The sequence below is a fragment of the Pseudomonas sp. SDO5271_S396 genome (assembly GCF_054071795.1).
Genome location: NZ_JBSVWB010000012.1, coordinates 1 through 23,241, shown reverse-complemented (window position 1 = coordinate 23,241; position 23,241 = coordinate 1). Strand labels below are relative to the sequence as shown.

At 60.3% G+C, this 23,241-nt stretch carries 22 protein-coding genes, 1 pseudogene and 1 riboswitch; of the genes and pseudogenes, 12 read left to right on the top strand and 11 right to left on the bottom strand.

Annotation, left to right across the window (positions count from 1 at the left end; all coding sequences use genetic code 11):
- Nucleotides 1-158 precede the first annotated feature (158 nt).
- Nucleotides 159-452, top strand: coding sequence for a hypothetical protein (locus ACW9IN_RS11315; protein WP_457365939.1), 294 nt, complete (start codon nucleotides 159-161; stop codon nucleotides 450-452).
- A gap of 172 nt (nucleotides 453-624) precedes the next feature.
- Here ACW9IN_RS11315 and ACW9IN_RS11310 read toward each other — a convergent pair whose 3' ends face one another.
- A complete protein-coding gene (locus tag ACW9IN_RS11310; RefSeq protein ID WP_457365938.1) occupies nucleotides 625-1,551 on the bottom strand; it encodes an AraC family transcriptional regulator in 927 nt (308 codons plus the stop codon).
- Nucleotides 1,552-1,651: 100 nt separating this feature from the next.
- Between ACW9IN_RS11310 and ACW9IN_RS11305 the strand changes: the two genes are divergently transcribed.
- The gene (locus ACW9IN_RS11305) at nucleotides 1,652-2,689 is read left to right on the top strand and encodes an SDR family oxidoreductase (protein ID WP_457365937.1); all 1,038 of its coding nucleotides are present in this window, start codon (nucleotides 1,652-1,654) and stop codon (nucleotides 2,687-2,689) included.
- A 147-nt stretch (nucleotides 2,690-2,836) separates the two neighbouring features.
- Here the strand turns inward: ACW9IN_RS11305 and ACW9IN_RS11300 are convergent, their stop codons facing one another.
- Nucleotides 2,837-3,133: a hypothetical protein gene (locus ACW9IN_RS11300; protein ID WP_457365936.1), complete on the bottom strand. Its 297-nt coding sequence runs from the start codon at nucleotides 3,131-3,133 to the stop codon at nucleotides 2,837-2,839.
- 631 nt (nucleotides 3,134-3,764) lie between these two features.
- Nucleotides 3,765-3,995: a DUF6124 family protein gene (locus ACW9IN_RS11295; RefSeq protein ID WP_457365935.1), complete on the bottom strand. Its 231-nt coding sequence runs from the start codon at nucleotides 3,993-3,995 to the stop codon at nucleotides 3,765-3,767.
- 491 nt (nucleotides 3,996-4,486) lie between these two features.
- Here ACW9IN_RS11295 and ACW9IN_RS11290 point away from each other — a divergent pair, with 491 nt between their 5' ends.
- The gene (locus ACW9IN_RS11290) at nucleotides 4,487-4,720 is read left to right on the top strand and encodes a hypothetical protein (RefSeq protein ID WP_457365934.1); all 234 of its coding nucleotides are present in this window, start codon (nucleotides 4,487-4,489) and stop codon (nucleotides 4,718-4,720) included.
- A gap of 19 nt (nucleotides 4,721-4,739) precedes the next feature.
- Nucleotides 4,740-5,039: a hypothetical protein gene (locus tag ACW9IN_RS11285; protein WP_457365933.1), complete on the top strand. Its 300-nt coding sequence runs from the start codon at nucleotides 4,740-4,742 to the stop codon at nucleotides 5,037-5,039.
- A 46-nt stretch (nucleotides 5,040-5,085) separates the two neighbouring features.
- Here ACW9IN_RS11285 and ACW9IN_RS11280 read toward each other — a convergent pair whose 3' ends face one another.
- Together ACW9IN_RS11280 and ACW9IN_RS11275 are read right to left on the bottom strand one after the other, a co-directional pair.
- Nucleotides 5,086-6,618: a GMC family oxidoreductase gene (locus ACW9IN_RS11280; protein ID WP_457365932.1), complete on the bottom strand. Its 1,533-nt coding sequence runs from the start codon at nucleotides 6,616-6,618 to the stop codon at nucleotides 5,086-5,088.
- Between the two features lie 96 nt (nucleotides 6,619-6,714).
- On the bottom strand, nucleotides 6,715-7,470 hold the full coding sequence (locus tag ACW9IN_RS11275; RefSeq protein ID WP_457365931.1) for an alpha/beta hydrolase: 756 nt from the start codon (nucleotides 7,468-7,470) through the stop codon (nucleotides 6,715-6,717).
- Between the two features lie 105 nt (nucleotides 7,471-7,575).
- Between ACW9IN_RS11275 and ACW9IN_RS11270 the strand changes: the two genes are divergently transcribed.
- The 5 genes and pseudogenes from ACW9IN_RS11270 to ACW9IN_RS11250 all read left to right on the top strand — a co-directional run bounded on the left by ACW9IN_RS11270 (nucleotide 7,576) and on the right by ACW9IN_RS11250 (nucleotide 11,697).
- Entirely contained in the window at nucleotides 7,576-9,006 is a 1,431-nt protein-coding gene (locus tag ACW9IN_RS11270; RefSeq protein ID WP_457365930.1) for an HD domain-containing phosphohydrolase, read from the top strand.
- 27 nt (nucleotides 9,007-9,033) lie between these two features.
- Complete coding sequence (locus tag ACW9IN_RS11265; protein ID WP_457365929.1) at nucleotides 9,034-9,594, top strand: nucleotidyltransferase family protein; 561 nt, start codon at nucleotides 9,034-9,036, stop codon at nucleotides 9,592-9,594.
- Nucleotides 9,595-9,659: 65 nt separating this feature from the next.
- A complete protein-coding gene (gene tspO / locus ACW9IN_RS11260) occupies nucleotides 9,660-10,100 on the top strand; it encodes a tryptophan-rich sensory protein TspO (RefSeq protein WP_457365928.1) in 441 nt (146 codons plus the stop codon).
- 18 nt (nucleotides 10,101-10,118) lie between these two features.
- Nucleotides 10,119-10,321 (top strand): annotated as a pseudogene (locus ACW9IN_RS11255) (alpha/beta hydrolase); the annotation flags it as partial.
- Between the two features lie 140 nt (nucleotides 10,322-10,461).
- Nucleotides 10,462-11,697, top strand: a complete 1,236-nt coding sequence (locus tag ACW9IN_RS11250) for a hypothetical protein (RefSeq protein WP_457365927.1) — start codon at nucleotides 10,462-10,464, stop codon at nucleotides 11,695-11,697.
- A 174-nt stretch (nucleotides 11,698-11,871) separates the two neighbouring features.
- Here ACW9IN_RS11250 and ACW9IN_RS11245 read toward each other — a convergent pair whose 3' ends face one another.
- The 4 genes from ACW9IN_RS11245 to ACW9IN_RS11230 form a co-directional block, all read right to left on the bottom strand.
- On the bottom strand, nucleotides 11,872-12,636 hold the full coding sequence (locus ACW9IN_RS11245; RefSeq protein ID WP_457365926.1) for an ABC transporter ATP-binding protein: 765 nt from the start codon (nucleotides 12,634-12,636) through the stop codon (nucleotides 11,872-11,874).
- Complete coding sequence (locus ACW9IN_RS11240) at nucleotides 12,633-13,637, bottom strand: FecCD family ABC transporter permease (RefSeq protein WP_457365925.1); 1,005 nt, start codon at nucleotides 13,635-13,637, stop codon at nucleotides 12,633-12,635. Before ACW9IN_RS11240 ends, ACW9IN_RS11245 begins: the two co-directional genes overlap by 4 nt.
- On the bottom strand, nucleotides 13,634-14,644 hold the full coding sequence (locus tag ACW9IN_RS11235) for an ABC transporter substrate-binding protein (RefSeq protein WP_457365924.1): 1,011 nt from the start codon (nucleotides 14,642-14,644) through the stop codon (nucleotides 13,634-13,636). Before ACW9IN_RS11235 ends, ACW9IN_RS11240 begins: the two co-directional genes overlap by 4 nt.
- Before the next feature lie 117 nt (nucleotides 14,645-14,761).
- A riboswitch (cobalamin riboswitch) is annotated at nucleotides 14,762-14,956 on the bottom strand.
- 71 nt (nucleotides 14,957-15,027) lie between these two features.
- Complete coding sequence (locus ACW9IN_RS11230; protein ID WP_457365923.1) at nucleotides 15,028-16,410, bottom strand: aldehyde dehydrogenase family protein; 1,383 nt, start codon at nucleotides 16,408-16,410, stop codon at nucleotides 15,028-15,030.
- A 152-nt stretch (nucleotides 16,411-16,562) separates the two neighbouring features.
- Between ACW9IN_RS11230 and ptrR the strand changes: the two genes are divergently transcribed.
- Nucleotides 16,563-17,435: a putrescine utilization regulator PtrR gene (gene ptrR, locus ACW9IN_RS11225; RefSeq protein WP_457366025.1), complete on the top strand. Its 873-nt coding sequence runs from the start codon at nucleotides 16,563-16,565 to the stop codon at nucleotides 17,433-17,435.
- 55 nt (nucleotides 17,436-17,490) lie between these two features.
- On the opposite strand, the gene ACW9IN_RS11220 is transcribed toward ptrR, so the two are convergent.
- Both ACW9IN_RS11220 and ACW9IN_RS11215 read right to left on the bottom strand, forming a co-directional pair.
- Complete coding sequence (locus tag ACW9IN_RS11220; protein ID WP_457365922.1) at nucleotides 17,491-17,700, bottom strand: hypothetical protein; 210 nt, start codon at nucleotides 17,698-17,700, stop codon at nucleotides 17,491-17,493.
- 99 nt (nucleotides 17,701-17,799) lie between these two features.
- Nucleotides 17,800-18,996: an amino acid aminotransferase gene (locus ACW9IN_RS11215; protein ID WP_457365921.1), complete on the bottom strand. Its 1,197-nt coding sequence runs from the start codon at nucleotides 18,994-18,996 to the stop codon at nucleotides 17,800-17,802.
- Between the two features lie 341 nt (nucleotides 18,997-19,337).
- On the opposite strand from ACW9IN_RS11215, the gene uvrB reads away from it, so the two are divergent.
- Entirely contained in the window at nucleotides 19,338-21,353 is a 2,016-nt protein-coding gene (gene uvrB / locus ACW9IN_RS11210) for an excinuclease ABC subunit UvrB (RefSeq protein WP_457365920.1), read from the top strand.
- 204 nt (nucleotides 21,354-21,557) lie between these two features.
- Nucleotides 21,558-23,039, top strand: a complete 1,482-nt coding sequence (gene gltX, locus ACW9IN_RS11205; protein ID WP_457365919.1) for a glutamate--tRNA ligase — start codon at nucleotides 21,558-21,560, stop codon at nucleotides 23,037-23,039.
- Nucleotides 23,040-23,241 lie beyond the last annotated feature (202 nt).

The following is a 23,241-nucleotide window of genomic DNA, read 5'->3' as shown; positions in this document are numbered from 1 at the left end:
TGACGAAGCTGTTTGTGGTGGAGGTGTTAGGGGGAGTGTTAGGGAGTTGTTGGGGGGTAGGGGCTGAATGTTTGCTTTCGCCAGAAGCGTTTCTTCGATTTCAAAGGCAGGTATTCCCCGTAGTAGGATGCAGCTTTTTAAGCAAAAGTCGCCGCGTAATGAATCTTCAAGCGCTAGAACAGAGCAACGTCTTATCGATCACATTGGATCAGGCTCATCGATATTTCGAGATGGTTGTCAGTGTGGATGACGAGACCCAGTACAAGCTGATGGCATGGAACGCCGACGGTACTGAACTAGCCATCAGGCTGGGCGCTCTTCACGTTCAAAACGCCAGCATCCTTGGCGAACTTGAAGGGATAAACATTGTTGAGAACGTGCTACTTCTTGAAGGGGATTTTGGCGATATCGCTATCCAGGCCACTACAGTGTTGGTTGAAAGGCTGATGTGACTGTTTCTGAAGAGGTCACTTCTGGCCGATCGCGGCCTGATGTGTCGCAAGTATTTTGATATTGGATTGAACAGTCGTGATCACCGTTGGAATCCACCACCCAGTGAGGAGGTAGGGTTTCCGTCAAGCCATGTCGATGTGCCTATACCCAGCTTTAAACACATCAAGGCACTCAACCGACCGATCCTTTCGCTGCAAACCGCCAAGCCTTGGGGGCGAGCCCTGTCTCCCGCTTGAAAGCATTGCTGAAGGCGCTTTCGGATGTGTACCCCAGCGCCTGCGCAACCGTGCCGATATGCTCGTTGCCTTCACGTAGCGCGCGCTCAGCCAGCCGCATCCGCCAATGTGTGAGATACGCGATTGGCGTCATGCCTGCCACAGTGCGAAAGTGTTGTGCAAACGTCGTTCGTGACATGGCGCATGCGCGTGCCAGGTCTTCCAGGTGCCACGAGCGGGCAGGATCGCCGTGCATCAGTTGCAAGGCCGGTGCAAGACGGGCATTGCCAAGCACGGCCAGCCATCCCGCCAGCGGTGAACCGTTGGTTTCCAGGTGAGCGCGCAGGATCTGGATGAACAGCAGTTGAGCCAAGTGAGCGGATGCCAACTGCGCGCCTGGCTTTGGTGTTGACCGTTCCTGCACCAGTTGATCAAGCAGCCCGCGAAAAGAAGCTGCCTCAGGCGCCGCGGCAGGCACGTGAATCCACGGCGGCAGGACCTGTCTCAACAGCTTCCCACTGACAGGGTCGAGGAGTACGTGACCACCAATGTGTGCGAAATCGTCGCCTTCACCAATGGGCACGTGGGATTTACCCGGGCCCGAAAACACACTCATTGCATCGGTGGGTTCGACCCCCGGATCACTGGCGAGTACGAAAGCGCGTTTGGCGCTGAGTAGCCCCACATCACCCGTGCGGAACAACATCGGGCTTGCGTCGCCTTCGAGCGTGACCCAGCAACTGCCTTTGATGACCGCAAAGAATTTAATGTTGTCCGGAGCGGGAAAACGCAGCGCCCAGCGCCCGCCTGCGGTAAAACCGCCTGTCACCAGCGATTCGGCGCGGGCGAGTTTGAGGATGTCGGCAAAAGGATCGTTGTGCATTTCCGTACTATCGCGCAAGCCTGGCGTACGATCAAATATTCAGAATCCGGTAGCAGGCCGGTAGCCTTTCCTGACGATCAATCCGGTGAGGAAGGCAGGCATGAGTGAACACATTGTATTGGTAACCGGGGGCACAGGTTTTATAGCCCAGTACTGCATCATCACACTGCTGGAGAATGGGTTTAAGGTTCGTACTACCGTGCGCACTTTGGAGCGCGAAGCTGAAGTACGCAGGCATCTGAAACAACATGATGTCGACCCGGGGAGCGACCTGTCGTTTGTAGTCGCCGACTTGATGTCCGATGACGGTTGGAAAGAGGCCGTCGCCGGTTGTCGCTACGTGATTCACGGTGCATCGCCTACGCCGTCAGGCAACCAGGTGACTGAAGCGGACTGGGTCAACCCAGCCATTGAAGGTAACTTGCGTATACTGCGCGCCGCGAGCGAGGCGGGAGTCAAGCGTGTTGTCCTCACCTCGGCGTTCGGTGCGGTCGGCGTCGGCCATTCAGCTGACTACCGCCGCCCGTTTGATGAGAGCGACTGGAGTGATGTCAGCGGCGATGTCTGGGCGTATCAGAAATCAAAAACGCTGGCGGAACGCGCCGCCTGGGAATTCATCCAGAGTGCGCAAGGGCAAGGTCTTGAACTGGCGGCAATCAACCCGGTCGCGGTGCTGGGCCCGGTATTGGGCGCAACCTATTCTCACTCCACCCGGATCATCAAAGACATGCTGGAAGGACAGCCTGGCTGCCCGAACATCAACTCGTGTTTCGTGGATGTCAGGGATGTGGCCGAGTTGCATCTGCTGGCCATGACGCATCCGGCCGCTAACGGCGAACGTTTTCTTGCCAGTTCGGGCGACAGCTTGCCGATGGTGCAGGTCGCACGCACGCTGCGCGATCATCTGGGTGAGGCTGCCAGGCATGTTTCCACTCAGGAGTTGAGCGATGACGACATTCGTGCCGCTGCCAAAACGAATCCGATGATGCTGGGCATGGTCAAGCTGTTGGGCGTCGATATGAGCGTCACGGCCGCCAAGGCCATGACACTGTTAGGCTGGGCACCTCGCAGCCCGGAAGACGCCATCATTGCAACGGCCAGGAGTTTTATCGAACTCGGCTTGATTGAACATCGCTGAGGTGAGGTGTGCGGTAGTTTGATGGGTAGCAACCGTGCGCTTAGGGTCGAAAGCAGTCTGGTGTGAGGTGCTGCTTTTGGCCGATAGCCGTCTTCCACTCCGGTAATGGCGCGTCCTGTTCTACTGTCCGATGAAACCTCACGCCCTTTAGCTCAAGTGCATTTCGAACACTTTGGCAAGCCGAGTCAGCTTCTCGGTAGATCTGGCAGAGATAGCGAGAGGAGGCTCTTTGATCATGTAGAACAGATGATCGAGTGCAACACCTGCCTCGCCGTGCGCTATGTAGTCCAGAACGATCTCCGCCCCATTCTCAAGACCTGACTGTGCCAGTGGATGACCATCAGGCAAGGGGCCAAGCTGCGCATATTCAGCAGACATCAGTGTAGAGACCTCACCCAGCACTTCGAGGAGGTCTTCACGCAGATCGGGATTCAGCTGGTTCATTTCGCCTCTATCCATGTCGTCATATGCTCAGTTTGTACCACCATTTGCCGAAGAGTCGCAGCGCTGACTCCACGGCTGACAGCTTTCGACCCAAAGCGGACATTTGACAGAAAGTAAGCGGTAACGAATTTTTCACTGCGGCTCCAATTCTGACCATAAACAACTGCGCCCAATGCCGGCCATTAACGTACCGTAGTCATCAAAATTACTGGTACTCATCTCATCCTGGCTCGTCCACGTTGCTTCGCACTCTTCGCATACCCACAGCGAAATATTTGTGGAGCGCACCCGCATTGCTCGAACGTAACCTTGGCTGCACCTTTGGCACTCAATCAGCATACAAATAATCTCTGACAGGACTTCGGTGTAGTCCTAATCCTATCGGCTGCTTCTGGCCGAAAGCAGCCTCATGGCTCGATTTACCATGGCGGTCCCAACTACGGCTGCCCCCGCGATAAAGAACCAGATAACACCCACTCGACCTAGCCAAATCTCAATCGATCCGAAGGCAAGTCCAAAGATTGGTCCTTGCTCCGGCTTCTGTCGATTACATGAAGCAAAGCCGCCGAGTCGTAAAGGTGGCATGCGGCGATTTGACGGAAAACTGGTTAGTAACTTGGGCTGCTGATGCTCATCGTGAGCAGGGTGCTTCACGGTCGAGGAGTTTTGCAGTCAGAAGCACACCCAGTTCGCTCAACTGATGAATCGCCAGTGCAATGTCACGGTGTTTTCCGTTCAGATCTTCGGATAGGTCAAGCAGCAGCGTACTAACCGAGCTAAAGGTCTCGTAGCTATTGGTAATGAGAGCTTCGTTGCTAACGTCGGGAGCGACAGTGAAGAGCGTGGTCGAATCAGTAACCATCGTTAAGTTCCTTACCGGATGCCATCACCCCATCGCTACTAAACAAAAGGGCGGTAGCCGTACGCAGGTTAGTAGACCGGTGGAACCTAACAAAACCGGCGCGCCCGAGGGCGCCCTGCGCACAGCCACCATCAAGCGCAGACGGGTGCCGTCTGACGGATGATGCTCATGCACTTGTTAGGTTAAATCGTGGGCTACTAAACCCGATCACCGAACCATTCAGCGACCGCGCAACCTTAGATTCCGTCCTCCCGGCACACAAGCCGGCGGATTCTGGCGCAGGTGTAGGCAATGGAGCAAGGCGTTGCGAGGCTTTCGGATTTTGCCTTCAGGTGCTGCCCTCCCGCTTGAGGTTTTCGCGAGCAGCGGGCGCTTGCACAATGGCGCGTCAGTCTTCCCGAAAACCGACCCCTTCACCCCAAACCGGTCTACCATGCCACCCCGGCAGTGGTTTCACGCGCTACCGACTTTCCTCTTGCAAGGTATCGCCCATGTCCATCGATTCGATCACTCTCCCAAAAGGCGTTGGCCCTCACGCCAGCAAATTGCTTGACGCCATCACCGGTGCGGCGACCCCTGAGGACCTCAACCGCGCGGGTGGTAAAGCCGAAGGTTTTGTATTGGGGCTGGAGGCCACCAAGTCGATCAAAAGCCAAATCGCCGAGTCGCTGTATGTGGTTTACGATGACGCGGCGACTCACCGTGCCGGTGAGTTGAAAGGCTGATTTTCAGGATGAAATGCCCATGTTCAAAGCGCTCGTTGCTTCCCTGCTGTTGATTGCTCCGTTCTGTGCGTCTGCCGATACGTCGGTGGATGTCTCGAAGATTTACGGCAACATTCAGTTCGTCAACAGCTTCCCTGACTACAAGGTGAAGGTGGTGAACAGCTTCCCGGACCTTAAGGTGAAGCAGGTCGACAGTTTCCCTGACTCGGCCGGCAAGTGGAAAACAGTCAGCAGCTTCCCTGACTACAAGATCCAGATCGTCGATTCCTTTCCGGATTTCACGATCAAATACGTGGATTCGTTTCCCGGGGTCGATTGACGTCACTCGGCGTCAGGTGCGCGCTGATGGCAGCGCGCGCCTGTTGTCAGACCCGGTACTGCGCACGAATCTCCTCTACTGCCCGTTCCCCGATCACCACGCAAGGCGCCATGGTGTTGCCGCTGGTCACGTGGGGCATGATCGATGCGTCGGCAATTCGCAGGCCTTGCACGCCGTAGACCTGCAGGCGGCTGTCGACCACTGACATTGAGTCCCGACCCATTTTGGCGGTGCCGCATTGGTGCCAATAGGTGACGGCTGCGTTGCGTGCGTAGCGTTCCAGTGCCTGCGCGTTGACGTTGCCCGGCAGGCGTTCGCTTTTGACCAGGCCCTTGAACGCAGGCTGGGCGCCCAGTTCCTGCACGAACCGCAGGTTTTGCAGGGCGCTGCGCAGGTCGTCCGGGTGGGTGAGGGTGTTGGGTTGGATGATCGGTGCGTCGCTGGCGTTGGGCCCGGACAGGCTCACGTGGCCGCGACTCTGCGGGTGGGCGAGGCCGGCGAACATGGTCCAGCCGTGGGCCGGTACGCCCAGCGCGGCGTTCTCGGCGCTGGGCACCGGGAATTCCACCTGGCAGTGAAACATGTCGGGCAGGCGCAGCGCGCTGTCGCTGCTCCAGTACAGCGTGGCTTCCGAACCGCCGTGGCCCACGGGCTGGGGCGTGGCGTATTCGAAGATGGCGGCGAAGGACACATGGTCCTGGTGGTTGGCGCCCACGCCGGGCAGGTGCTGGATGACAGGAATGCCATGGCGTTGCAGCTCCCGCTCAGGGCCGATGCCCGACTGCATCAGCACTTTGGGGGTGTTGATGGCGCCCAGGGACAGGATCACTTCGTGGTCGGCGTAGTAGCGGTGAGGGTGTCCGTCGCGCAGGGTTTCGACCCCCACTACCCGGTGTGCCTTGAACAGCAACCGGCTCACCAGGGTCTCTGTCAGCACGGTGAGGTTGGGCCGTGGACGGACGTAGGCGCGATAGATGGAGTGGCGCTTGCCGTCCTTGATGATCAAGTCGTTGATGGCCGCGCCGCCACGGCCTTCCATCATCGGGCCGTTCGGGTTGTCGAAGGTCGGAATGCCGAGTGCGGCAGCGGCTTCAAGCATGGCGTGGGCGATGGGCTGGGGCGCGTCGGCAGGCTGGACGTGAACCGGGCCGCCGCTGCCACGGCGGGCTGCGTCGGGCTTGCCCTGGTAATGTTCGATGCGTTGATACAGCTTCAGTACGGAGGCGTAGTTCCAGGCCGAATCACCGCTCTCTGCGGCGAAGTCTTCCCAGTCGTTTTTATGCCCCCGGGCCCAGAGCATCACGTTGATGCTGGAACCGCCGCCGAGGCCGCGGCCCATGTTGAGCGGGATCTGGCGATGGTTGAGCTGCGGGTTGGGCGCGGCGCTGAAGTTCCAGTCGCGCTCACTGCCCAGATTCAAGGGCCAGTTGCCTGGCTGGGTCACGTTCGGGTGGTCGTCATCGCCTCCCGCCTCGATCAGCAGCACGCGTACTTCGGGGTTTTCCGCCAGGCGCGCCGCGACCACGGAGCCGGATGTACCGGCGCCGCACACAATGAAGTCGAAATGGTTGTCAGACATGAACCCGTTTCCATCCGCGAAGGGTGTGCAGGGCCGGGCACTTACTTTTCCGTGCGTCCTTGATAAGTGCCGGGCCCGTGGTGAGAATGCCGAACATTATTGGCTTTGCTTCACGGCCTCGATGATCACCTTGGCGACGTCTGCCGGGCGCGACTGTTGAGGCACGTGGCTGGCGGCAATTTCGCTGACGTGAGCGCCGATTTTTTTCGCGAAGGCACGCTGCAGGTCGGGTTGGATCATGCGGTCGTCGCGGGCCACCACGTACCACGAAGGTTTGCCTTTCCAGGCGGCGGCGCTGGTTTTGTCATCGAAGGCCGAGGCGCGGATCGGGCCCTGGGTGGCGGCCATCACGGCGGTCTGCTCCGCTGGCAGGTCCTGGGCGAAGCCTGTGGCCATGCCTTGCGGGGTCATGTAGAGGAAGCCGTTTTTATCGGCTGTAATGTCTTTGACGCCGGCCGGTGCCGGGTAGTCTTTGCCCAGGTCTTTGCTGGCCTGGCCCGCATCGGGGGCGAAGGCGGCCACGTAGACCAGGCTGCGAACTTTCTGATCGGTGCCGGCCTGGCTGATCACGGTGCCGCCCCAGGAATGCCCGACCAGCACCACGTTGCCGTCCTGGTTGTTGAGCACGCGTTGGGTGGCGGCCACATCGTCGGCCAGGGAGGTGAGCGGGTTTTGTACCACGGTGACTTTGATACCTTGGGTTTGCAGCAGCGGCACCACCTTGGCCCAGTCGGAACCGTCGGCGAAGGCGCCGTGCACGATCACTACCGAAGGTTGGGCGGCGTAGCTGGCGCCGGCGAACAGCGAGCCGGTCATGGCGAAGGCGAGGGCGATTGCTTTGGGCTTGAACATGGGAGTATCTCCTGTTGGGGGTGTGGCCAGTGTCGGCGTTGGAGGGCGACGCGGGTATCGGTCGTTTATCCGAGGATGGCTATTTAATGGGAACGCAGAGGTGTTATGAGCGACGGTGATTGCATCGAAATGGACGGCGCGATCCTGGCGTTGTCCATGGTCGGAGACCTGAGCATGGGCCAGCCGTTTGGCCAGTCGCGACGGACTGCGCGGCTGGTGCAGTGGCTGGCCCAGACCTGCCACGGCAACGATGAGCACGTTGAAATCGGCCGGCAGGTGGCGTTGTTGCGCTGGTCGGGGTGTACGGCCAATGCCGACGGTTTTACCGAATTGCTGGGCGATGATGTGCAGGGTCGCAACGCGATGCTTAGCCAGACCCTCGACGCGGCGGGTGTACGCGCGGTGAATCGGGCGAAGTCGTTGGCACAGGTGCATTGCGAGGTATCCGGCGACATCGCCCGAACCTTGGGCCTGCATCCCGGCGTGGAGCAGGGCCTGCGCAATGTGTTCGAGCAATTCGACGGCGGCGGCAGGCCGCTCGGCTTGTGTCACCCGCAGGTGCCGGAGGTGGTTTACCTGGTGGTGCTGGCCGGTGACCTGGAGATTCTGTCGCGGGTTCATGGCCTGGAGGTGGCCTTGCAATGGATCGCGAACCAGCGCGATCAACGTTACCCGGCCGCCCTGGCCAGCGAACTGGTGCGGCATGCCGGTGACTGGCTGGAGGCGTTGCGCGTGATGCCGCAAGAGCCTGTGTGCGGGCAGACTGCCGTGCCGTTGAGCCTGGTGGGCGATGTGATTGACCTCAAGCTGCCCTGGCTCGCCGGTTATTCGCGGCGCTCGGCCGAACTGGTACGCGCGGCGGCGGGGCTGTCCGGCATGTCGCAAGCCTCTGCCGACAACCTGAGCCAGGCGGCATTGATCCACGGTATCGGGCGCGCGGCGGTGCCCAATCGCATCTGGAACACCCCCGGTGCGCTGCTCGACGATGACCTGGAGCAAGCTCGCCTGGTGCCTTACTGGACGTCTCGCGTCTGCGGGCAGATCCCGGCGCTCGTAGTGCCCGGCCAATTGGCCGCCCATGCGTATGAGCGACTGGACGGCAGTGGTTACTTCCGCAGCCTCAGCGGCGATGCGCTGACGGACGAACATCGTTTGCTCAGCGCTACCCTGGCCTGGCAAGCGCTGCGTAGCGAGCGTCCCTGGCGCCCGGCGTTCAGTGAGGACGAGGCTATCGGCCTATTGCAGAGTGACGCGCAACAGGGCCGCTTCGACTTGCGTGCCTGCCAGGCGGTATTCGCTGCGGCGCGCGGGGAGCCGTCGATCAAAGCCTGCAAGGCCAACAATGGCCCGCTGACCGAGCGCGAAACCGAGATTTTGCAGCGCATCAGCAAGGGCGGCAGCAACAAGGAGGTGGCGCGCCAGCTCGGTATCAGCCCGAGCACGGTGCGCACCCATGTGGAAAGCGTATTTCGCAAACTGGAGTGCACCACGCGAGCGGCGGCCACCCTCAAGGCACTGACGCTGGGGTTGATTTGAACCGTACTGAAGCCACAGGAAGATCACATGACATTGACCGTCGAAAACCTGCTCAACCTGGCCATGACCAATTCCGTCAATGCCGCACTCGTCGAGCGCTTGCCTGATCTGCGGTTGGAGCAATGCTTTCTCACGGCAGGCTGCCTGTTCCAGGCGGTGTGGAATCATCAGGCGAATTGGCCTGTGGCTCAGGGCGTCAAGGATTACGACGTTTTTTACTTCGATACGGACCTGTCCTACGAGGCAGAAGATGCGGTGATCCGTGAGGCTGAGCGGTTGTTCCAGGACTTGGGCGTGAATGTGGAAGTGAAGAACCAGGCGCGGGTGCATCTCTGGTACGCCGAGCGGTTTGGACGGCCTTATCCGCAATTGCACACGGCTAAACAAGGGATTGATCGTTACTTGGTCGCGGGCACCTGCATCGGCCTGGAGATTGCCACGGGCGAGCTGTATGCGCCGTACGGGCTGGCCGATGTGGAGCAAGGCGTGCTGCGCATCAATCCGTTGCATCCGCAGCCTGAGCTGTTCAGGCAGAAAGCCCGCAGTTATCAGGCGCGCTGGCCTGGGTTGAGCATCATCGCACCCTGAATCACAGTGAACTTTTACCCGCGTCCTGCACGTCCAAACTTGAAATGCCCAGCCAAGGACCGACTATGACCTTCTTCATTTTCCTGCTCGCCTGCGCCGCTGCTGCCAGCACCGGTATCCTCTTCAAACCTGGTGCCTGGTACGAATCTCTGGTCAAACCCGGCTTCACCCCGCCCAATTGGTTGTTCCCGGTGGCGTGGACGATTATCTACCTGCTGCTCGCCTGGGCTGGTTACCGCCTCAGCCTGATCCCTGGTAGCCAAGTCGTGTTGGCGCTGTGGGCGGCGCAGATTGCGTTGAATACACTATGGACACCGGTGTTTTTCGGCGCCCATCGCATTCTCGCTGGCATGGTGATTCTGACTGTGTTGTGGCTGGTCGTGGCGGCGATGGTGGTGTTGGCGGTGCAGTTGGACCTGATTACCGGCTTGATCCTATTCCCGTACTTGGCGTGGCTGTGCGTGGCGGCGGCGCTGAACTTCTCGATCCTGCGCAATAACCGCTGATGGATATTAAAGCCTGGCCCGCCGCTTTCACCTTTGTATGGCGGCTTCGAGGGTTTGCCACCGGCGCTGAATGTTTGTCGGGGATTGTGACCCGCTCAAGGACGACACGCTGTTGATTGCTGAGCGATGGCGCGTGGGCGCAGACGCATCTCGTGCCGGAGGCGGCGCATGGGTTTATACATTTTCCGATGGCAGGCAGGGTGCTGTTATATAGTCAATAATGGATAACGCGGAGAATTAAACTATCTTGAAAATGCATTTTCTGATTTTTATGGGTTGAACAGTGTCCGGTAGTGTGGTGTCAAGACGCAGCGGGGCAGTAGGAGTTGTTAAGCAGTATGGTCGGGAAGTGGTGTTTATTATGTTGAATAAAGAACAGCGTGGCTATGTGAGAAATTTATTTTCTTCTTGTTCGTTGAACCGTGATTACCGTCAGGTGCAAGGGCACAATTTAAACTGGGGCAGGGATGCGTTGAGGAATATAGTGAATCCTGATGCGTTTGAGTCCGCCATTTTAGAAATTGTTTCTCAACGTTCCGGTCTGTATTTTTCGGAAGCTGGATTGATGAGAATTATCGGGAAGACATTGTTGGATTGTGAAGAGGTTTTGGACGCTGACGTGGAAGCAAGGGTCAAGGCGTTCGAAGAGAATTTAGATATTTGGGATATGAGAGAGTTTAAAATAATAAAAACCTATTATGGTGCGCTCATCAGTGATAGTGAAATCCCGTTTAATTTAGGACCGTTCACTGTTTATGATATTCCTCGACACATCGATTGCATTGAATTGGATAACCTGACAACGCCGGAGGCTCATTTCCCGAGAAATCATCAAAGACGCACAGTCATACAGTATGTGTTGACGGCCAGGGATGAAGAGAGGGCATTGCATGATGCCAATCTGGCTTTTAATGCACTGGATTTGGTAGTGGCGTTTCTTCTGGGTGAAGAATACAAGGATTACTCTTTAGGTGTACTAAGAATGCCTTGGGTCCCCTTTCAGCGGGCGCTAATCTCGCAGCAAGGAGGCACGTGGAGTCAAGATGAAATGGAGAGCACTTTCAATAAGAGTTTTGAAGTCGAGAGGTTGGAGAGTTACTGCGCAAAAGATGGCATTGAGGGAATTGATGGATTATTGAAAATCATGATATTTCCGAAGGGTAGCCTAGAGAAGAAAATCTCCAGAGCGATCGAGTGGGCAGGTGAGGCCAGTATTGAGGCAAACAGATCAAGTGCTTTTTTAAAGGCGGCGGTGGCTTTGGAGGTGCTGCTGAAATCGAATGAAGAAGGTGTCATAAATGCCTCTATCATGTCCAATATAGCGGAGCAGTGTGCTGTTCTAAACGGTAGGACAACCGAAGAGTGTTTGCGGGTTGAAAAAGACGTAAAGACTTTTTATGGGGTCCGCTCAAAAATTGTTCACAGCGGCTCTGCGTCGATATCGAAAAGGCAGTTGAGGGGGGCGCTGCACTTAGTGAAGCGCACAACTGTTAATCTAATATTGCTTAAAGGGCGCTTGGCTATCAACGATGCGACAAAGCTGCAAGAATACATGCGACGTAGTAAATATGCTTACTGTGATCTTCAGCAGGCTTAGGCGGATGTTATTGATGCTGTATTGGACAACATTCTGGAATACACGGCATTAGTGGGAGTTACGCAGATAGAGGCCGTATGAGTTCAAGGTCTACCGCGTCATGGCGGCCTGGATGATCTTGCGGTTTTTATCACTCTGGCGCTCGTCGTGGCTGAGCCTTCCGGGGTGAGCCGATCAAACCGTCCGCAACCGCAGGATCTGTGCCCCATCGAACGGATCCGTCAGGTAATGCGCCTGCACGCCGAACGTGTCTTGCAGCCGCTGCGGCGTCAGCACCTCCAGCGGTTTGCCCAGCGCCACCAATCGCCCGTGATCCAGCACCGCCAGGCGGTCACAGGTCAGCGCCTGGTTCAGATCATGCAGGGCAATCAACGTGGTGACGGGCAAGCCTTGCACACCCTTCAAAATGCCCAGCTGATGCTGGATGTCCAGGTGGTTGGTCGGCTCGTCCAGCAACAGAATCTGCGGGCGCTGCGCCAACGCTCGGGCGATGTGCACGCGTTGGCGTTCGCCGCCCGAGAGGCTGCGCCAGGCGCGATGGCTCAGGTGGGTGGCATCAACGTCGTGCAGGGCCTGGCGCACGATGCTGTCGTCCTCGGCGGACCACGGGCTCAGCGCCGATAACCATGGCGTGCGGCCCAGGGCCACGGCGTCGAACACGCGGATGGCGTCGTCGGTGTCGGCCTGTTGCTCGACTACGGCCAGTTGTTGGGCGATGGCACGACGGGACAAATCTCCGAGGCGCTGACCGCCCAACAAGACTTCGCCGGATGCCGGCGTACGCAGCCCGGCGAGCAGTTTGAGCAGGGTGGATTTGCCGGAGCCGTTCGGCCCGACGATGCCCAGGGTTTCACCCGGCCGGACCTCCAGCTGGATATCGCGCAGCAGCTCGGCCTCGCGTACTTTGAAACCCAGGCCACGGCAGCTCAGTACACTCATCGGGCATTTCTCCGGCCGATCAGGATCAGCGCAAACACCGGCGCGCCGACCAGTGCCGTCACCACGCCGACGGGAATCACCTGGCCCTTGATCAAGGTGCGCGACAGCACATCGGCCGCAATCAGAAACAACGCACCGCCAAGCGCGCTGGCCGGCAGCAGGCGTGAATGCCCGGTGCCGAGCAACAGGCGCGCGGCGTGTGGAATCACCAGACCGACGAAGCCGATGGAGCCGACAATCGACACCATCACTGCCGTCACCAGCGCCGCACAACCCACCAGCACAAACTGCACACGGCGCACCGGAATGCCGAGGGATGCCGCCGAGTCGCTGCCGAAGGTGAACGCGTCCAGCGCACGACGGTGCCACAGGCACACCGCCAACCCTGCAATCGCCACCGGCACCGCCAGCCATACCGAGGGCCAGCGTACCCCGCTGAGGTTGCCCAGCAGCCAGAACAGAATGCCCCGGGCTTGTTCGGAACTGGCGGATTTGGTGATCAGGAACGCGGTGAGCGCGTTGAACAATTGCGAGCCGGCGATGCCCGCGAGGATGATCTGGCCGGTGCCGCTGGCCGAACCGCTGGCGCGCGCCAGCAAGATCACCAGCGCAAACGCCGCCATGGCGCCGACAAATGCACCCGCCGACAACGACACCAGCCCGCCGCCCACGCCAATCAAGGCCACCAGCACCGCACCGGTGGATGCGCCGGCGCTGATGCCCAGCAGGTACGGGTCGGCCAACGGATTGCGCAGCAGCGATTGCAAAATCACCCCGCAGGTCGCCAGCCCGGCACCGCACGCGGCGGCGACCAGGGCACGGGTCAGGCGGTAGTTCCACACCACGCCCTCGTCGATGGGGTCGAGGACGTAGCCGGCGGCCCACAGTTTATTGGCCAGTACCTGAAACACGACGTCGGGCGAAATGGCGGTTTCGCCGATGGCCACGCCAGCCAGTACCGCGGCCAGCAGCAGGGCCAGGGCGAGTAGGGTGCGCATCATTTGGGCAAGTCGTAGCCGTCGATGGCCGTGGCCAGTTGTTCCAGCCCGTCGAACATGCGAATGCTGGCCTGCAGCGCCAGGGCATCGAGGATGATGATGCGGTTGTTTTTCACCGCGTCCATGTTGCGCGTGACCGGGTCGCTGCGCAGGAAGGCGAGTTTCTTTTCATGGTCGTCGGCGGGGTAGCGGCGGCGGTCCATGCGGGCGATCACGAGGAAGGTGGGGTTGGCCTTGGCGAGGGTTTCCCAGCCGACGGCGGGCCACTCTTCATCGGACTGCACCACGTTATGCAGACCGAGGGTCTGCAGCATGAATTGCGGAATGCCTTTGTGTCCGGCCACGTACGGGTCGCTGGCCATTTCCGAGCTGGAGAACCATACCAGCGCGCTGGCCTGCTTGAGGCCCTTGCTCTGCGCGGTGGCCACCGACTTGGCCAGGCGCGCCTTGAGCTCGTCGTTCAGTTGCTGGCCGCGATCCTGCACGTCGAAAATCTGCGCGAGCTGGCTGATGCTTTTATAGATAGTCTCGATGCGGAACGGCTCCAGGCGCGTGCCATCGGCGCCCACCAGGTTGTCCTTGCCTTCGCAGTCGGAGGGCAGCAGGTAGGTGGGGATCTTCAGCTCGTGGAATTGCTCGCGGGTACCGACCACGCCTTGCGGGCCTACCACCCATTCCAGCTCGGCGGCCACCAGTTGCGGGCGCTTGGCGATCACGGCCTCGAAGCTCGGTTCGTTGTTGGCCAGGCGCTCGATGCTGTCGTTCTGTGCCTTGAACTGCGGCAGCACATTGTTGAACCACAGCGAAGTGCCGACCACTTTATCGCCCACGCCCAGGGCGTAGAGCATTTCGGTGGCAGCCTGGCCGATGGTCACGCTGCGCGCGGGGGCCTGCTGGAAGGTGACGCGTGCGCCGCAGTTTTCCACGGTCAACGGGTACTGGGTGGGCGCGGCCTGGGCCAGGGCGCAGAAGCCGAGGCCGGCGAACAGGGCGGTGACACGTGGCAGCATGGGGGCAATCTCCGTTTGAACCGTACAGTGAGTTGGGGAGGTACGGTAATGGAAATACAGCCATGGACCGCCTGAAGGGCAGGGCAAGGATGTCCTTCCCGGACACCCCGCCGGTTAGTGATCGAGCTTGGGCCGGCAGGTCTCCTGACTCGTGCGTCATCACCACGCTTCGGCCTTCCCGGACAAGGTCCAGTGGCGCTCGGGAGCAGGCTCGGCAGCTACAGTTGCGGGGGCAGTTCCGATTGACGCGGGCGGGCCGCGCTTCGGATTCCCTATTAGTCCCGTTTGGGAACCGGCGCGGTATGGTAGTCGATTGGGCAGGCGATGGGGAACTTGGCCGCCCTTTGGTTCCTTAACTGACTGGCATTGGGGACAATGCCGGGTTATTTGCGATCCAGCCACACCGTCTGGGCGTTGCAGAACTCCCGCACGCCGAAGTGCGACAGCTCGCGGCCGAACCCGCTTTTCTTGATGCCGCCAAACGCCACCCGAGGGTCGGAGACGCTGAAGGCGTTGACGAAGATCCCGCCGGTTTCCAGCTGGTTGGCGATATGCCGGGCTTTGGCCGCATCGGTGGTGAAGATGCTGGCGGTCAGGCCGAATTCGCTGTCGTTGGCCAGGGCCACGGCGTGGTCGGCGTCGCGGGCGGTGATGATCGACGCTACCGGGCCGAACAGTTCCTGCTTGAACGAGGTCATCTGGTCGGTGACGTTGGCCAGCACCGTCGGCTCATAGTAGTTGCCGGCGCCGGGCACCTTGTTGCCGCCCAGCAGCAGGGTCGCGCCTTCCTCCAGAGTGGCCTGGACCTGGTCATGCAACTCGTCGCGCAGGTCGAAGCGGGCCATCGGGCCGATATAGGTGGTGGCCGAGGTCGGATCACCCATCACCAGTGCGCGGCTGGCTTCGAGGAACTTGGCGGTGAAGGCTTCGGCCACACTGGCTTCGATGATCAGGCGCTTGGCGGCGGCGCAGACCTGGCCGCTGTTCTGGAAGCGACCGATCAGCGCGGCCTGGACGGCGGCGTCGAGGTCGGCGTCGTTGAGCACGATGAACGGGTCGGAGCCGCCCAGTTCCAACACGCATTTTTTCAGCGCGGCACCGGCCTGGGAACCAATGGCGACACCGGCGCGCACGCTGCCGGTGAGGGTCACGGCGGCGATGCGTGGGTCGGCGATGGCCTTGGACACGCCGTCGTTGGCCACATTGATCACTTCGAACAGACCTTGCGCGAAGCCGGCTTTGCGGAACGCTTGCTGGATCAGGTAAGCGCTGCCCATCACATTCGGGGCGTGTTTGAGTACGTAGGTGTTGCCGGCGAGCATGGTCGGCACGGCGCCGCGCAGCACCTGCCAGACCGGGAAGTTCCACGGCATCACGGCGAGGACAGGGCCCAGCGGGCGGTATTCGATCTGGGCGCTGCCGTTGTCCACCAGGGTCGGTTCCGGTGCGAGCATGGCCGGACCGTGGGCGGCGTACCATTCGCCGAGCCCGGCGCATTTTTCGATTTCGGCACGGGCCTGGGCGATGGGTTTGCCCATTTCCAGGGTGATCATTTGCGCCATTTCTTCGGCTTGCTCGCGCAGCGCGGCGGCCAGGGCCAGCAACAGTTCGGCACGCTGACTGACCGGCTGGCGACGCCAGGTGCGGAAGGCGCTGGTGGCGCGGTCGAGAGCGGCGTCCAGTTGCGCTGCGGTTTCATAGGGGTAGCTGCCGACGGTTTCGCCGTTGGCGGGGTTGATCGAGAGAGCGTGGGTGGTTGCGTTCATGGCACCGTCCTGCTGAATGAGTAAGTGGGGCTCAGCCTACGGTGCTGGTTCTTTTCTGGAAACTGAATAATATTAAGCAATACATTCTCAAAGTGAGAATAAAGGTTCCCGCGAAGAGCGCGGGAGTGATCACTTCACGATGGGAGAACGCCGTGGACCTGGTGCAACTGGAAATCTTCAAGGCCGTCGCCGAGCAAGGCAGCATCAGTGCCGCCGCGCAATTGATTCATCGCGTGCCGTCGAACCTGACCACGCGCATCAAGCAACTGGAAGAAGACCTGGGCGTGGCCTTGTTTATCCGCGAGAAAAGCCGCTTGCGCCTGTCCCCGGCGGGATGGAATTTCCTTGGCTACGCGCGGCGCATTCTCGACCTGGTGCAGGAAGCGCGTGCGACGGTCGCCGGGGAAGAGCCCCAGGGGGCGTTTTCCCTCGGCTCGCTGGAAAGCACGGCAGCAGTGCGCATTCCGGGTTTGCTGGCGGCGTATAACCAGAAACACGCCAAGGTCGAGCTGGACCTGAGCACCGGACCGTCGGGCACCATGATCGAAGGCGTGCTCTCGGGGCGCCTGGCAGCGGCGTTCGTCGATGGGCCGGTGCTGCACGCCACGCTGGAAGGAGTGGCAGTGTTCGAGGAGGAGATGGTGGTGATCGCGCCGCTGCATCACGCGCCGATCACCCGGGGGCAGGATGTGGCGGGGGAGAGCATCTATACCTTTCGTTCGAACTGCTCGTACCGGCACCACTTCGAGCGCTGGTTTTCCCAGGATGGCGCGGTGCCGGGCAAGATCTTCGAGATGGAGTCGTACCACGGCATGCTCGCCTGCGTCAGTGCCGGGGCCGGCCTGGCGCTGATGCCGCGCAGCATGCTGGAAAGCATGCCGGGGTTCACGGCCGTCAGTGTGTGGCCGTTGAGCGACAGTTTCCGCATCCTGCATACCTGGTTGATCTGGCGGCGGGGCACGGTGTCGCAGAGTTTGAACAGTTTTGTGAAGTTGTTGGAGGAGCGCGGGTTAGTAACTGCCTAGATCCAATGTGGGAACGATCGGTCATCAAGACAGTTGCTCCCCCTTTTGATCGTTTTCAGCCGCCGAATTGCAGGGTGCCCATGGCCAGCTTCGCCATCAGTGCGGTCGCACCCAGCTGCACCAGCCAGAGTGCCAGGCCGCCTAGAAAGACCCCCAGCGCCACTTGCAGCACCAGGCTCTTCTGGCGCTTGGGTTGCGGCGCGCGTGGGGCGTAGTCATGCAGGTCGTCGCGGTCGGCACGCAGGTCCAGGTCGTCGTTTCTCATAGGGTTCTCACAGCAAAGGGGCGATCACGTTCAGTCTAGGGGCTGGATACGAAAAAGGGGAAGCCATCGGCTTCCCCTCTTGGTGCAGCGGCAGCAGGCTTACAGCACCTGAACGATTGCCTGTGTGACCGCACCAATGTTCGACTGGTTCAGCGCCGCCACGCAGATACGCCCGGTATCCAGCGCGTAGATGCCGAATTCGTTGCGCAGGCGGGTGACTTGCTCAACGGTCAGGCCGGAGTAGGAGAACATCCCGCGCTGACGACCGACGAAGCTGAAGTCGTGGCCCGGAGCGGCTTTGGCCAGATCGGCCACCATCTGCTCGCGCATGCCACGGATGCGCAGGCGCATCTCGGCCAGTTCGGCTTCCCACTGGGCGCGCAGCTCAGGGTTGTTCAACACGGCGGCCACGATGGCGGCGCCGTGGGTTGGCGGGTTGGAGTAGTTGGTGCGGATGACGCGCTTGACCTGGGACAGGATGCGCGCGCTTTCTTCCTTGGATTCGCTGACGATCGACAGCGCGCCCACGCGCTCGCCGTACAGCGAGAACGATTTGGAGAACGAGCTGGACACGAAGAAGGTCAGCCCCGACTCAGCGAACAGGCGCACCGCAGCGGCGTCTTCGTGGATGCCGTCGCCGAAGCCCTGGTAGGCCATGTCGAGGAACGGCACCAGGTTTTTGGCCTTGACCACGTCCAGCACGTTCTGCCAGTCGGCCGGGCTCAGGTCGACACCGGTCGGGTTGTGGCAGCAGGCGTGCAGCACCACGATGGACTGGGGCGGCAGGGCGTTGAGGTCTTCGAGCAGGCCGGCACGGTTCACGTCGTGGGTGGCGGCGTCGTAGTAGCGGTAGGTCTGCACCGGGAAGCCGGCTTTCTCGAACAGCGCCTGATGGTTTTCCCAGCTCGGGTCGCTGATGGCGACGACGGCGTTGGGCAGCAGTTGCTTGAGGAAGTCTGCGCCGATTTTCAGGGCGCCGGTGCCGCCGACCGCCTGGGCAGTGATGACACGGCCTGCGCTCAGCAGCGGCGACTCGGCGCCGAACAGCAGTTTTTGCACGGCCTGGTCGTATGCCACGATGCCGTCGATCGGCAAGTAGCCGCGTGCAGCGTGTTGGGCCACGCGAATGGCTTCTGCTTCGACAACGGCACGCAAGAGTGGAATCTTCCCCTCTTCGTTGCAGTAAACGCCCACGCCAAGGTTGACCTTGGTGGTTCGGGTGTCGGCGTTGAATGCTTCGTTGAGGCCCAGGATAGGATCGCGGGGTGCCATTTCGACAGCGGAGAACAGGCTCATTTTGCGGCGGCTCTTTGGGAGAGTGGAGGGACGTGTCGCGCTCCAGCCGAATGCACTAGAGCGGTGCACAAACGGGGAGCTAGTATAGAGGCCATCACTGCTCACGGCGACAGCCGAAACGGCTTTTCGGCCAAGTTTTTCCGTTTATTTGCCGACCGTTAGTCTTATTGCACGCTTGCTTGGGGCTGGCATGTAGGACGATTGCCTTGAAACCGGTCGCATTCGGCACCACTTCTCCAGCTATCATGGTTTTTTCCTGCAACCTGCGATGAGTATTCGCGGGTCGCTGAGCTTTTCGTCCCTGGCGGTTTTGAGTCTGGGGTGACTTCACGAGGTAGGTTATGTCGGATTTCCAGCTTGTCACCCGCTTTGAACCCGCCGGCGATCAACCGGAGGCCATTCGCCAGATGGTCGAAGGTATCGAGGCTGGCCTGGCGCACCAGACGCTGCTCGGGGTGACCGGCTCGGGCAAGACCTTCAGCATTGCCAACGTGATCGCGCAGATCAACCGCCCGACCCTGGTGCTGGCGCCGAACAAGACCCTGGCCGCGCAGTTGTACGGCGAGTTCAAGTCGTTCTTCCCGAACAACGCGGTGGAGTACTTCGTTTCCTATTACGACTACTACCAGCCCGAAGCCTACGTGCCGTCCTCCGATACTTTTATCGAGAAGGATGCGTCGATCAACGACCATATCGAACAGATGCGGCTGTCGGCGACCAAGGCGTTGCTGGAGCGCAAGGACGCCATCATTGTCACCACGGTGTCGTGCATCTATGGTCTGGGCAGCCCGGAAACCTATCTGAAGATGGTGTTGCACGTCGATCGCGGCGACAAACTCGACCAGCGCGAGCTGCTGCGCCGCCTGGCGAGTTTGCAGTACACCCGCAACGACATGGATTTCGCCCGCGCGACGTTCCGTGTGCGGGGCGATGTGATCGACATTTACCCGGCGGAGTCCGACCTGGAAGCGATTCGCATCGAACTGTTCGACGATGAAGTCGAGAGCCTGTCGGCGTTCGACCCGCTGACCGGCGAGGTGATCCGCAAACTGCCGCGTTTCACCTTCTACCCGAAAAGCCATTACGTGACGCCGCGCGAAACCTTGATGGGCGCCATCGAGGGGATCAAGGTGGAGTTGGCCGAGCGCCTGGATTACCTGCGGGCCAATAACAAGCTGGTGGAAGCCCAGCGCCTGGAACAGCGCACCCGGTTCGACCTGGAGATGATCCTGGAGCTGGGTTATTGCAACGGCATCGAAAACTACTCGCGCTACCTCTCGGGGCGCGAAGCCGGTGCGGCGCCGCCGACCTTGTATGACTACCTGCCCGACGATGCGCTGCTGGTGATCGACGAATCCCACGTCAGCGTGCCGCAGGTGGGCGCCATGTATAAGGGTGACCGTTCGCGTAAGGAAACATTGGTGGAATACGGCTTCCGCCTGCCTTCGGCCCTGGACAACCGGCCGATGCGCTTCGATGAATGGGAAAGCATCAGCCCGCAGACCATCTTTGTGTCGGCGACCCCAGGCAATTACGAGGCCGAGCATGCGGGACGTGTGATCGAGCAAGTGGTGCGACCCACCGGTCTGGTGGACCCGCAGGTGGAAATCCGCCCGGCGCTGACTCAAGTGGACGACCTGCTGTCGGAAATCAACAAGCGGGTGGCGGTAGAAGAGCGGGTGCTGGTCACCACGCTGACCAAGCGCATGGCCGAGGATTTGACCGATTACCTGGCCGATCACGGTGTGCGTGTGCGTTACCTGCACTCGGACATCGATACCGTGGAACGCGTGGAGATCATCCGCGACTTGCGCCTGGGGACCTTCGATGTGCTGGTGGGGATCAACCTGCTGCGTGAGGGTCTGGACATGCCGGAGGTGTCGCTGGTGGCGATTCTGGATGCGGACAAGGAGGGCTTCCTGCGCTCCGAGCGCTCGCTGATCCAGACCATTGGCCGTGCCGCGCGTAACCTCAACGGTCGGGCGATCCTCTACGCCGACCGCATCACCGGCTCCATGGAGCGGGCGATCGGCGAGACCGAACGTCGGCGCGACAAGCAGATTGCGTTCAACCTGGCCCATGGCATCACGCCCAAGGGCGTGTTCAAGGATGTGGCCGACATTATGGAAGGCGCCACCGTGCCGGGTTCACGCAGCAAGAAGCGCAAGGGCATGGCCAAGGCCGCGGAGGAAAGCGCCAAGTACGAAAACGAATTGCGCTCGCCGAGCGAGATCACCAAGCGCATCCGGCAGTTGGAAGAGAAGATGTACCAGTTGGCGCGGGACCTGGAGTTCGAGGCCGCGGCGCAGACCCGTGATGAGATTGGCAAGTTGCGCGAGCGATTGTTGGCTGTTTGATCTGCTGTGACTGGCCTGGCCTCATCGCAGGCAAGCCGGCTCCCACATTTTGACCGCGTTCACCGTTCGAGGTGGGAACTGCTTGCCTGCGTTAGGGGCGGCGCGGTCCATCAGAATCACCCAGGCTGGAGCCCAACCACCTGGGGCTGTTACCATTCGCCCCTTGTTTCAATTTTCAGATTCATCGCCCATTCGAGACCTGCCATGACCACCGTCCGCACGCGCATTGCGCCATCGCCTACTGGGGATCCCCACGTCGGTACTGCTTACATCGCCTTGTTCAACTATTGCTTTGCCAAGCAGCACGGCGGTGAATTCATCCTGCGGATCGAAGACACCGATCAATTGCGCTCCACCCGTGAGTCGGAGCAGCAGATTTTCGATGCCTTGCGTTGGTTGGGCATTACCTGGGCGGAAGGCCCGGACGTCGGTGGCCCGCACGGCCCGTATCGGCAGAGCGAGCGCAGCGATATCTACAAGCAATACACCCAGCAACTGGTCGACATGGGGCACGCGTTCCCATGCTTCTGTACCGCCGAAGAGCTGGACCAGATGCGTGCCGAGCAACAGGCCCGTGGCGAAACCCCGCGTTACGATGGCCGCGCGCTGCTGCTGTCCAAGGAAGAAGTCGCGCGCCGCCTGGCCGCCGGCGAACCCCATGTGATCCGCATGAAGGTGCCGAGCGAAGGCGTGTGCGTGGTGCCGGACATGCTGCGCGGTGACGTCGAGATCCCGTGGGACCGCATGGACATGCAAGTACTGATGAAGACCGACGGCTTGCCGACGTACTTCCTGGCCAACGTGGTCGACGACCACCTGATGGGCATCACCCACGTACTGCGTGGCGAAGAGTGGCTGCCGTCGGCGCCGAAGCTGATCAAGCTGTATGAGTACTTTGGTTGGGAGCAACCCAAGCTGTGCTATATGCCGCTGCTGCGTAATCCGGACAAGAGCAAGCTGTCCAAACGCAAGAACCCGACATCGGTAACCTTTTACGAGCGCATGGGTTTCATGCCCGAGGCGATGCTCAACTATCTCGGCCGCATGGGCTGGTCGATGCCGGACGAGCGCGAGAAGTTCTCGCTGCAGGAAATGGTCGACAACTTCGACCTGTCCCGCGTGTCCCTGGGCGGGCCGATCTTCGATATCGAGAAACTGTCGTGGCTCAACGGCCAGTGGCTGCGCGACCTGCCGGTGGACGAGTTCGCCAGCCGTGTGCAGCAGTGGGCGTTCAACCCCGCGTACATGATGAAGATCGCACCGCACGTGCAGGGCAGGGTGGAGACCTTCAGCCAGATCGCACCGCTGGCCGGGTTCTTTTTCGCCGGTGGCGTGAGCCCGGACGCCAAGTTGTTCGAGTCCAAGAAGCTCTCGGGTGACCAGGTACGCCAGTTGATGCAGTTGATCCTGTGGAAGCTCGAAAGCCTTCGCCAGTGGGAGAAGGATGCCATCACCGCGACGATCCAGGCGGTGGTCGAATCCCTCGAGTTGAAATTGCGCGATGCCATGCCGCTGATGTTTGCCGCGATCACCGGGCAGGCCAGTTCGGTGTCGGTGCTGGATGCGATGGAAATTCTCGGTCCGGACCTCACGCGCTTCCGTCTGCGCCAAGCCCTTGATTTGCTTGGCGGAGTTTCGAAGAAAGAAAACAAAGAGTGGGAAAAGCTGCTGGGCGCTATCGCTTAAGCAGGCGGTTGTAACGACGAAACCCCGGTTTTCCGGGGTTTCGCCGGTAAGTGATTGTTATCCCGGCAAAAAATTTTGAAAATTGTTGAAAATAAATTTGACACGTTTCCAAACCGCCATTAAGATTCGCCCCGTCCTCACCGATGAGGGGCTATAGCTCAGCTGGGAGAGCGCTTGCATGGCATGCAAGAGGTCAACGGTT

Coding starts and splice junctions, on each gene's coding strand:
- ACW9IN_RS11315 (WP_457365939.1), top strand. CDS start 159: ATGAATCTTCAAGCGCTAGAACAGAGCAACGTCTTATCGATCACATTG.
- ACW9IN_RS11310 (WP_457365938.1), bottom strand. CDS start 1,551: ATGCACAACGATCCTTTTGCCGACATCCTCAAACTCGCCCGCGCCGAA.
- ACW9IN_RS11305 (WP_457365937.1), top strand. CDS start 1,652: ATGAGTGAACACATTGTATTGGTAACCGGGGGCACAGGTTTTATAGCC.
- ACW9IN_RS11300 (WP_457365936.1), bottom strand. CDS start 3,133: ATGAACCAGCTGAATCCCGATCTGCGTGAAGACCTCCTCGAAGTGCTG.
- ACW9IN_RS11295 (WP_457365935.1), bottom strand. CDS start 3,995: ATGGTTACTGATTCGACCACGCTCTTCACTGTCGCTCCCGACGTTAGC.
- ACW9IN_RS11290 (WP_457365934.1), top strand. CDS start 4,487: ATGTCCATCGATTCGATCACTCTCCCAAAAGGCGTTGGCCCTCACGCC.
- ACW9IN_RS11285 (WP_457365933.1), top strand. CDS start 4,740: ATGTTCAAAGCGCTCGTTGCTTCCCTGCTGTTGATTGCTCCGTTCTGT.
- ACW9IN_RS11280 (WP_457365932.1), bottom strand. CDS start 6,618: ATGTCTGACAACCATTTCGACTTCATTGTGTGCGGCGCCGGTACATCC.
- ACW9IN_RS11275 (WP_457365931.1), bottom strand. CDS start 7,470: ATGTTCAAGCCCAAAGCAATCGCCCTCGCCTTCGCCATGACCGGCTCG.
- ACW9IN_RS11270 (WP_457365930.1), top strand. CDS start 7,576: ATGAGCGACGGTGATTGCATCGAAATGGACGGCGCGATCCTGGCGTTG.
- ACW9IN_RS11265 (WP_457365929.1), top strand. CDS start 9,034: ATGACATTGACCGTCGAAAACCTGCTCAACCTGGCCATGACCAATTCC.
- tspO (WP_457365928.1), top strand. CDS start 9,660: ATGACCTTCTTCATTTTCCTGCTCGCCTGCGCCGCTGCTGCCAGCACC.
- ACW9IN_RS11250 (WP_457365927.1), top strand. CDS start 10,462: ATGTTGAATAAAGAACAGCGTGGCTATGTGAGAAATTTATTTTCTTCT.
- ACW9IN_RS11245 (WP_457365926.1), bottom strand. CDS start 12,636: ATGAGTGTACTGAGCTGCCGTGGCCTGGGTTTCAAAGTACGCGAGGCC.
- ACW9IN_RS11240 (WP_457365925.1), bottom strand. CDS start 13,637: ATGATGCGCACCCTACTCGCCCTGGCCCTGCTGCTGGCCGCGGTACTG.
- ACW9IN_RS11235 (WP_457365924.1), bottom strand. CDS start 14,644: ATGCTGCCACGTGTCACCGCCCTGTTCGCCGGCCTCGGCTTCTGCGCC.
- ACW9IN_RS11230 (WP_457365923.1), bottom strand. CDS start 16,410: ATGAACGCAACCACCCACGCTCTCTCGATCAACCCCGCCAACGGCGAA.
- ACW9IN_RS11220 (WP_457365922.1), bottom strand. CDS start 17,700: ATGAGAAACGACGACCTGGACCTGCGTGCCGACCGCGACGACCTGCAT.
- ACW9IN_RS11215 (WP_457365921.1), bottom strand. CDS start 18,996: ATGAGCCTGTTCTCCGCTGTCGAAATGGCACCCCGCGATCCTATCCTG.
- uvrB (WP_457365920.1), top strand. CDS start 19,338: ATGTCGGATTTCCAGCTTGTCACCCGCTTTGAACCCGCCGGCGATCAA.
- gltX (WP_457365919.1), top strand. CDS start 21,558: ATGACCACCGTCCGCACGCGCATTGCGCCATCGCCTACTGGGGATCCC.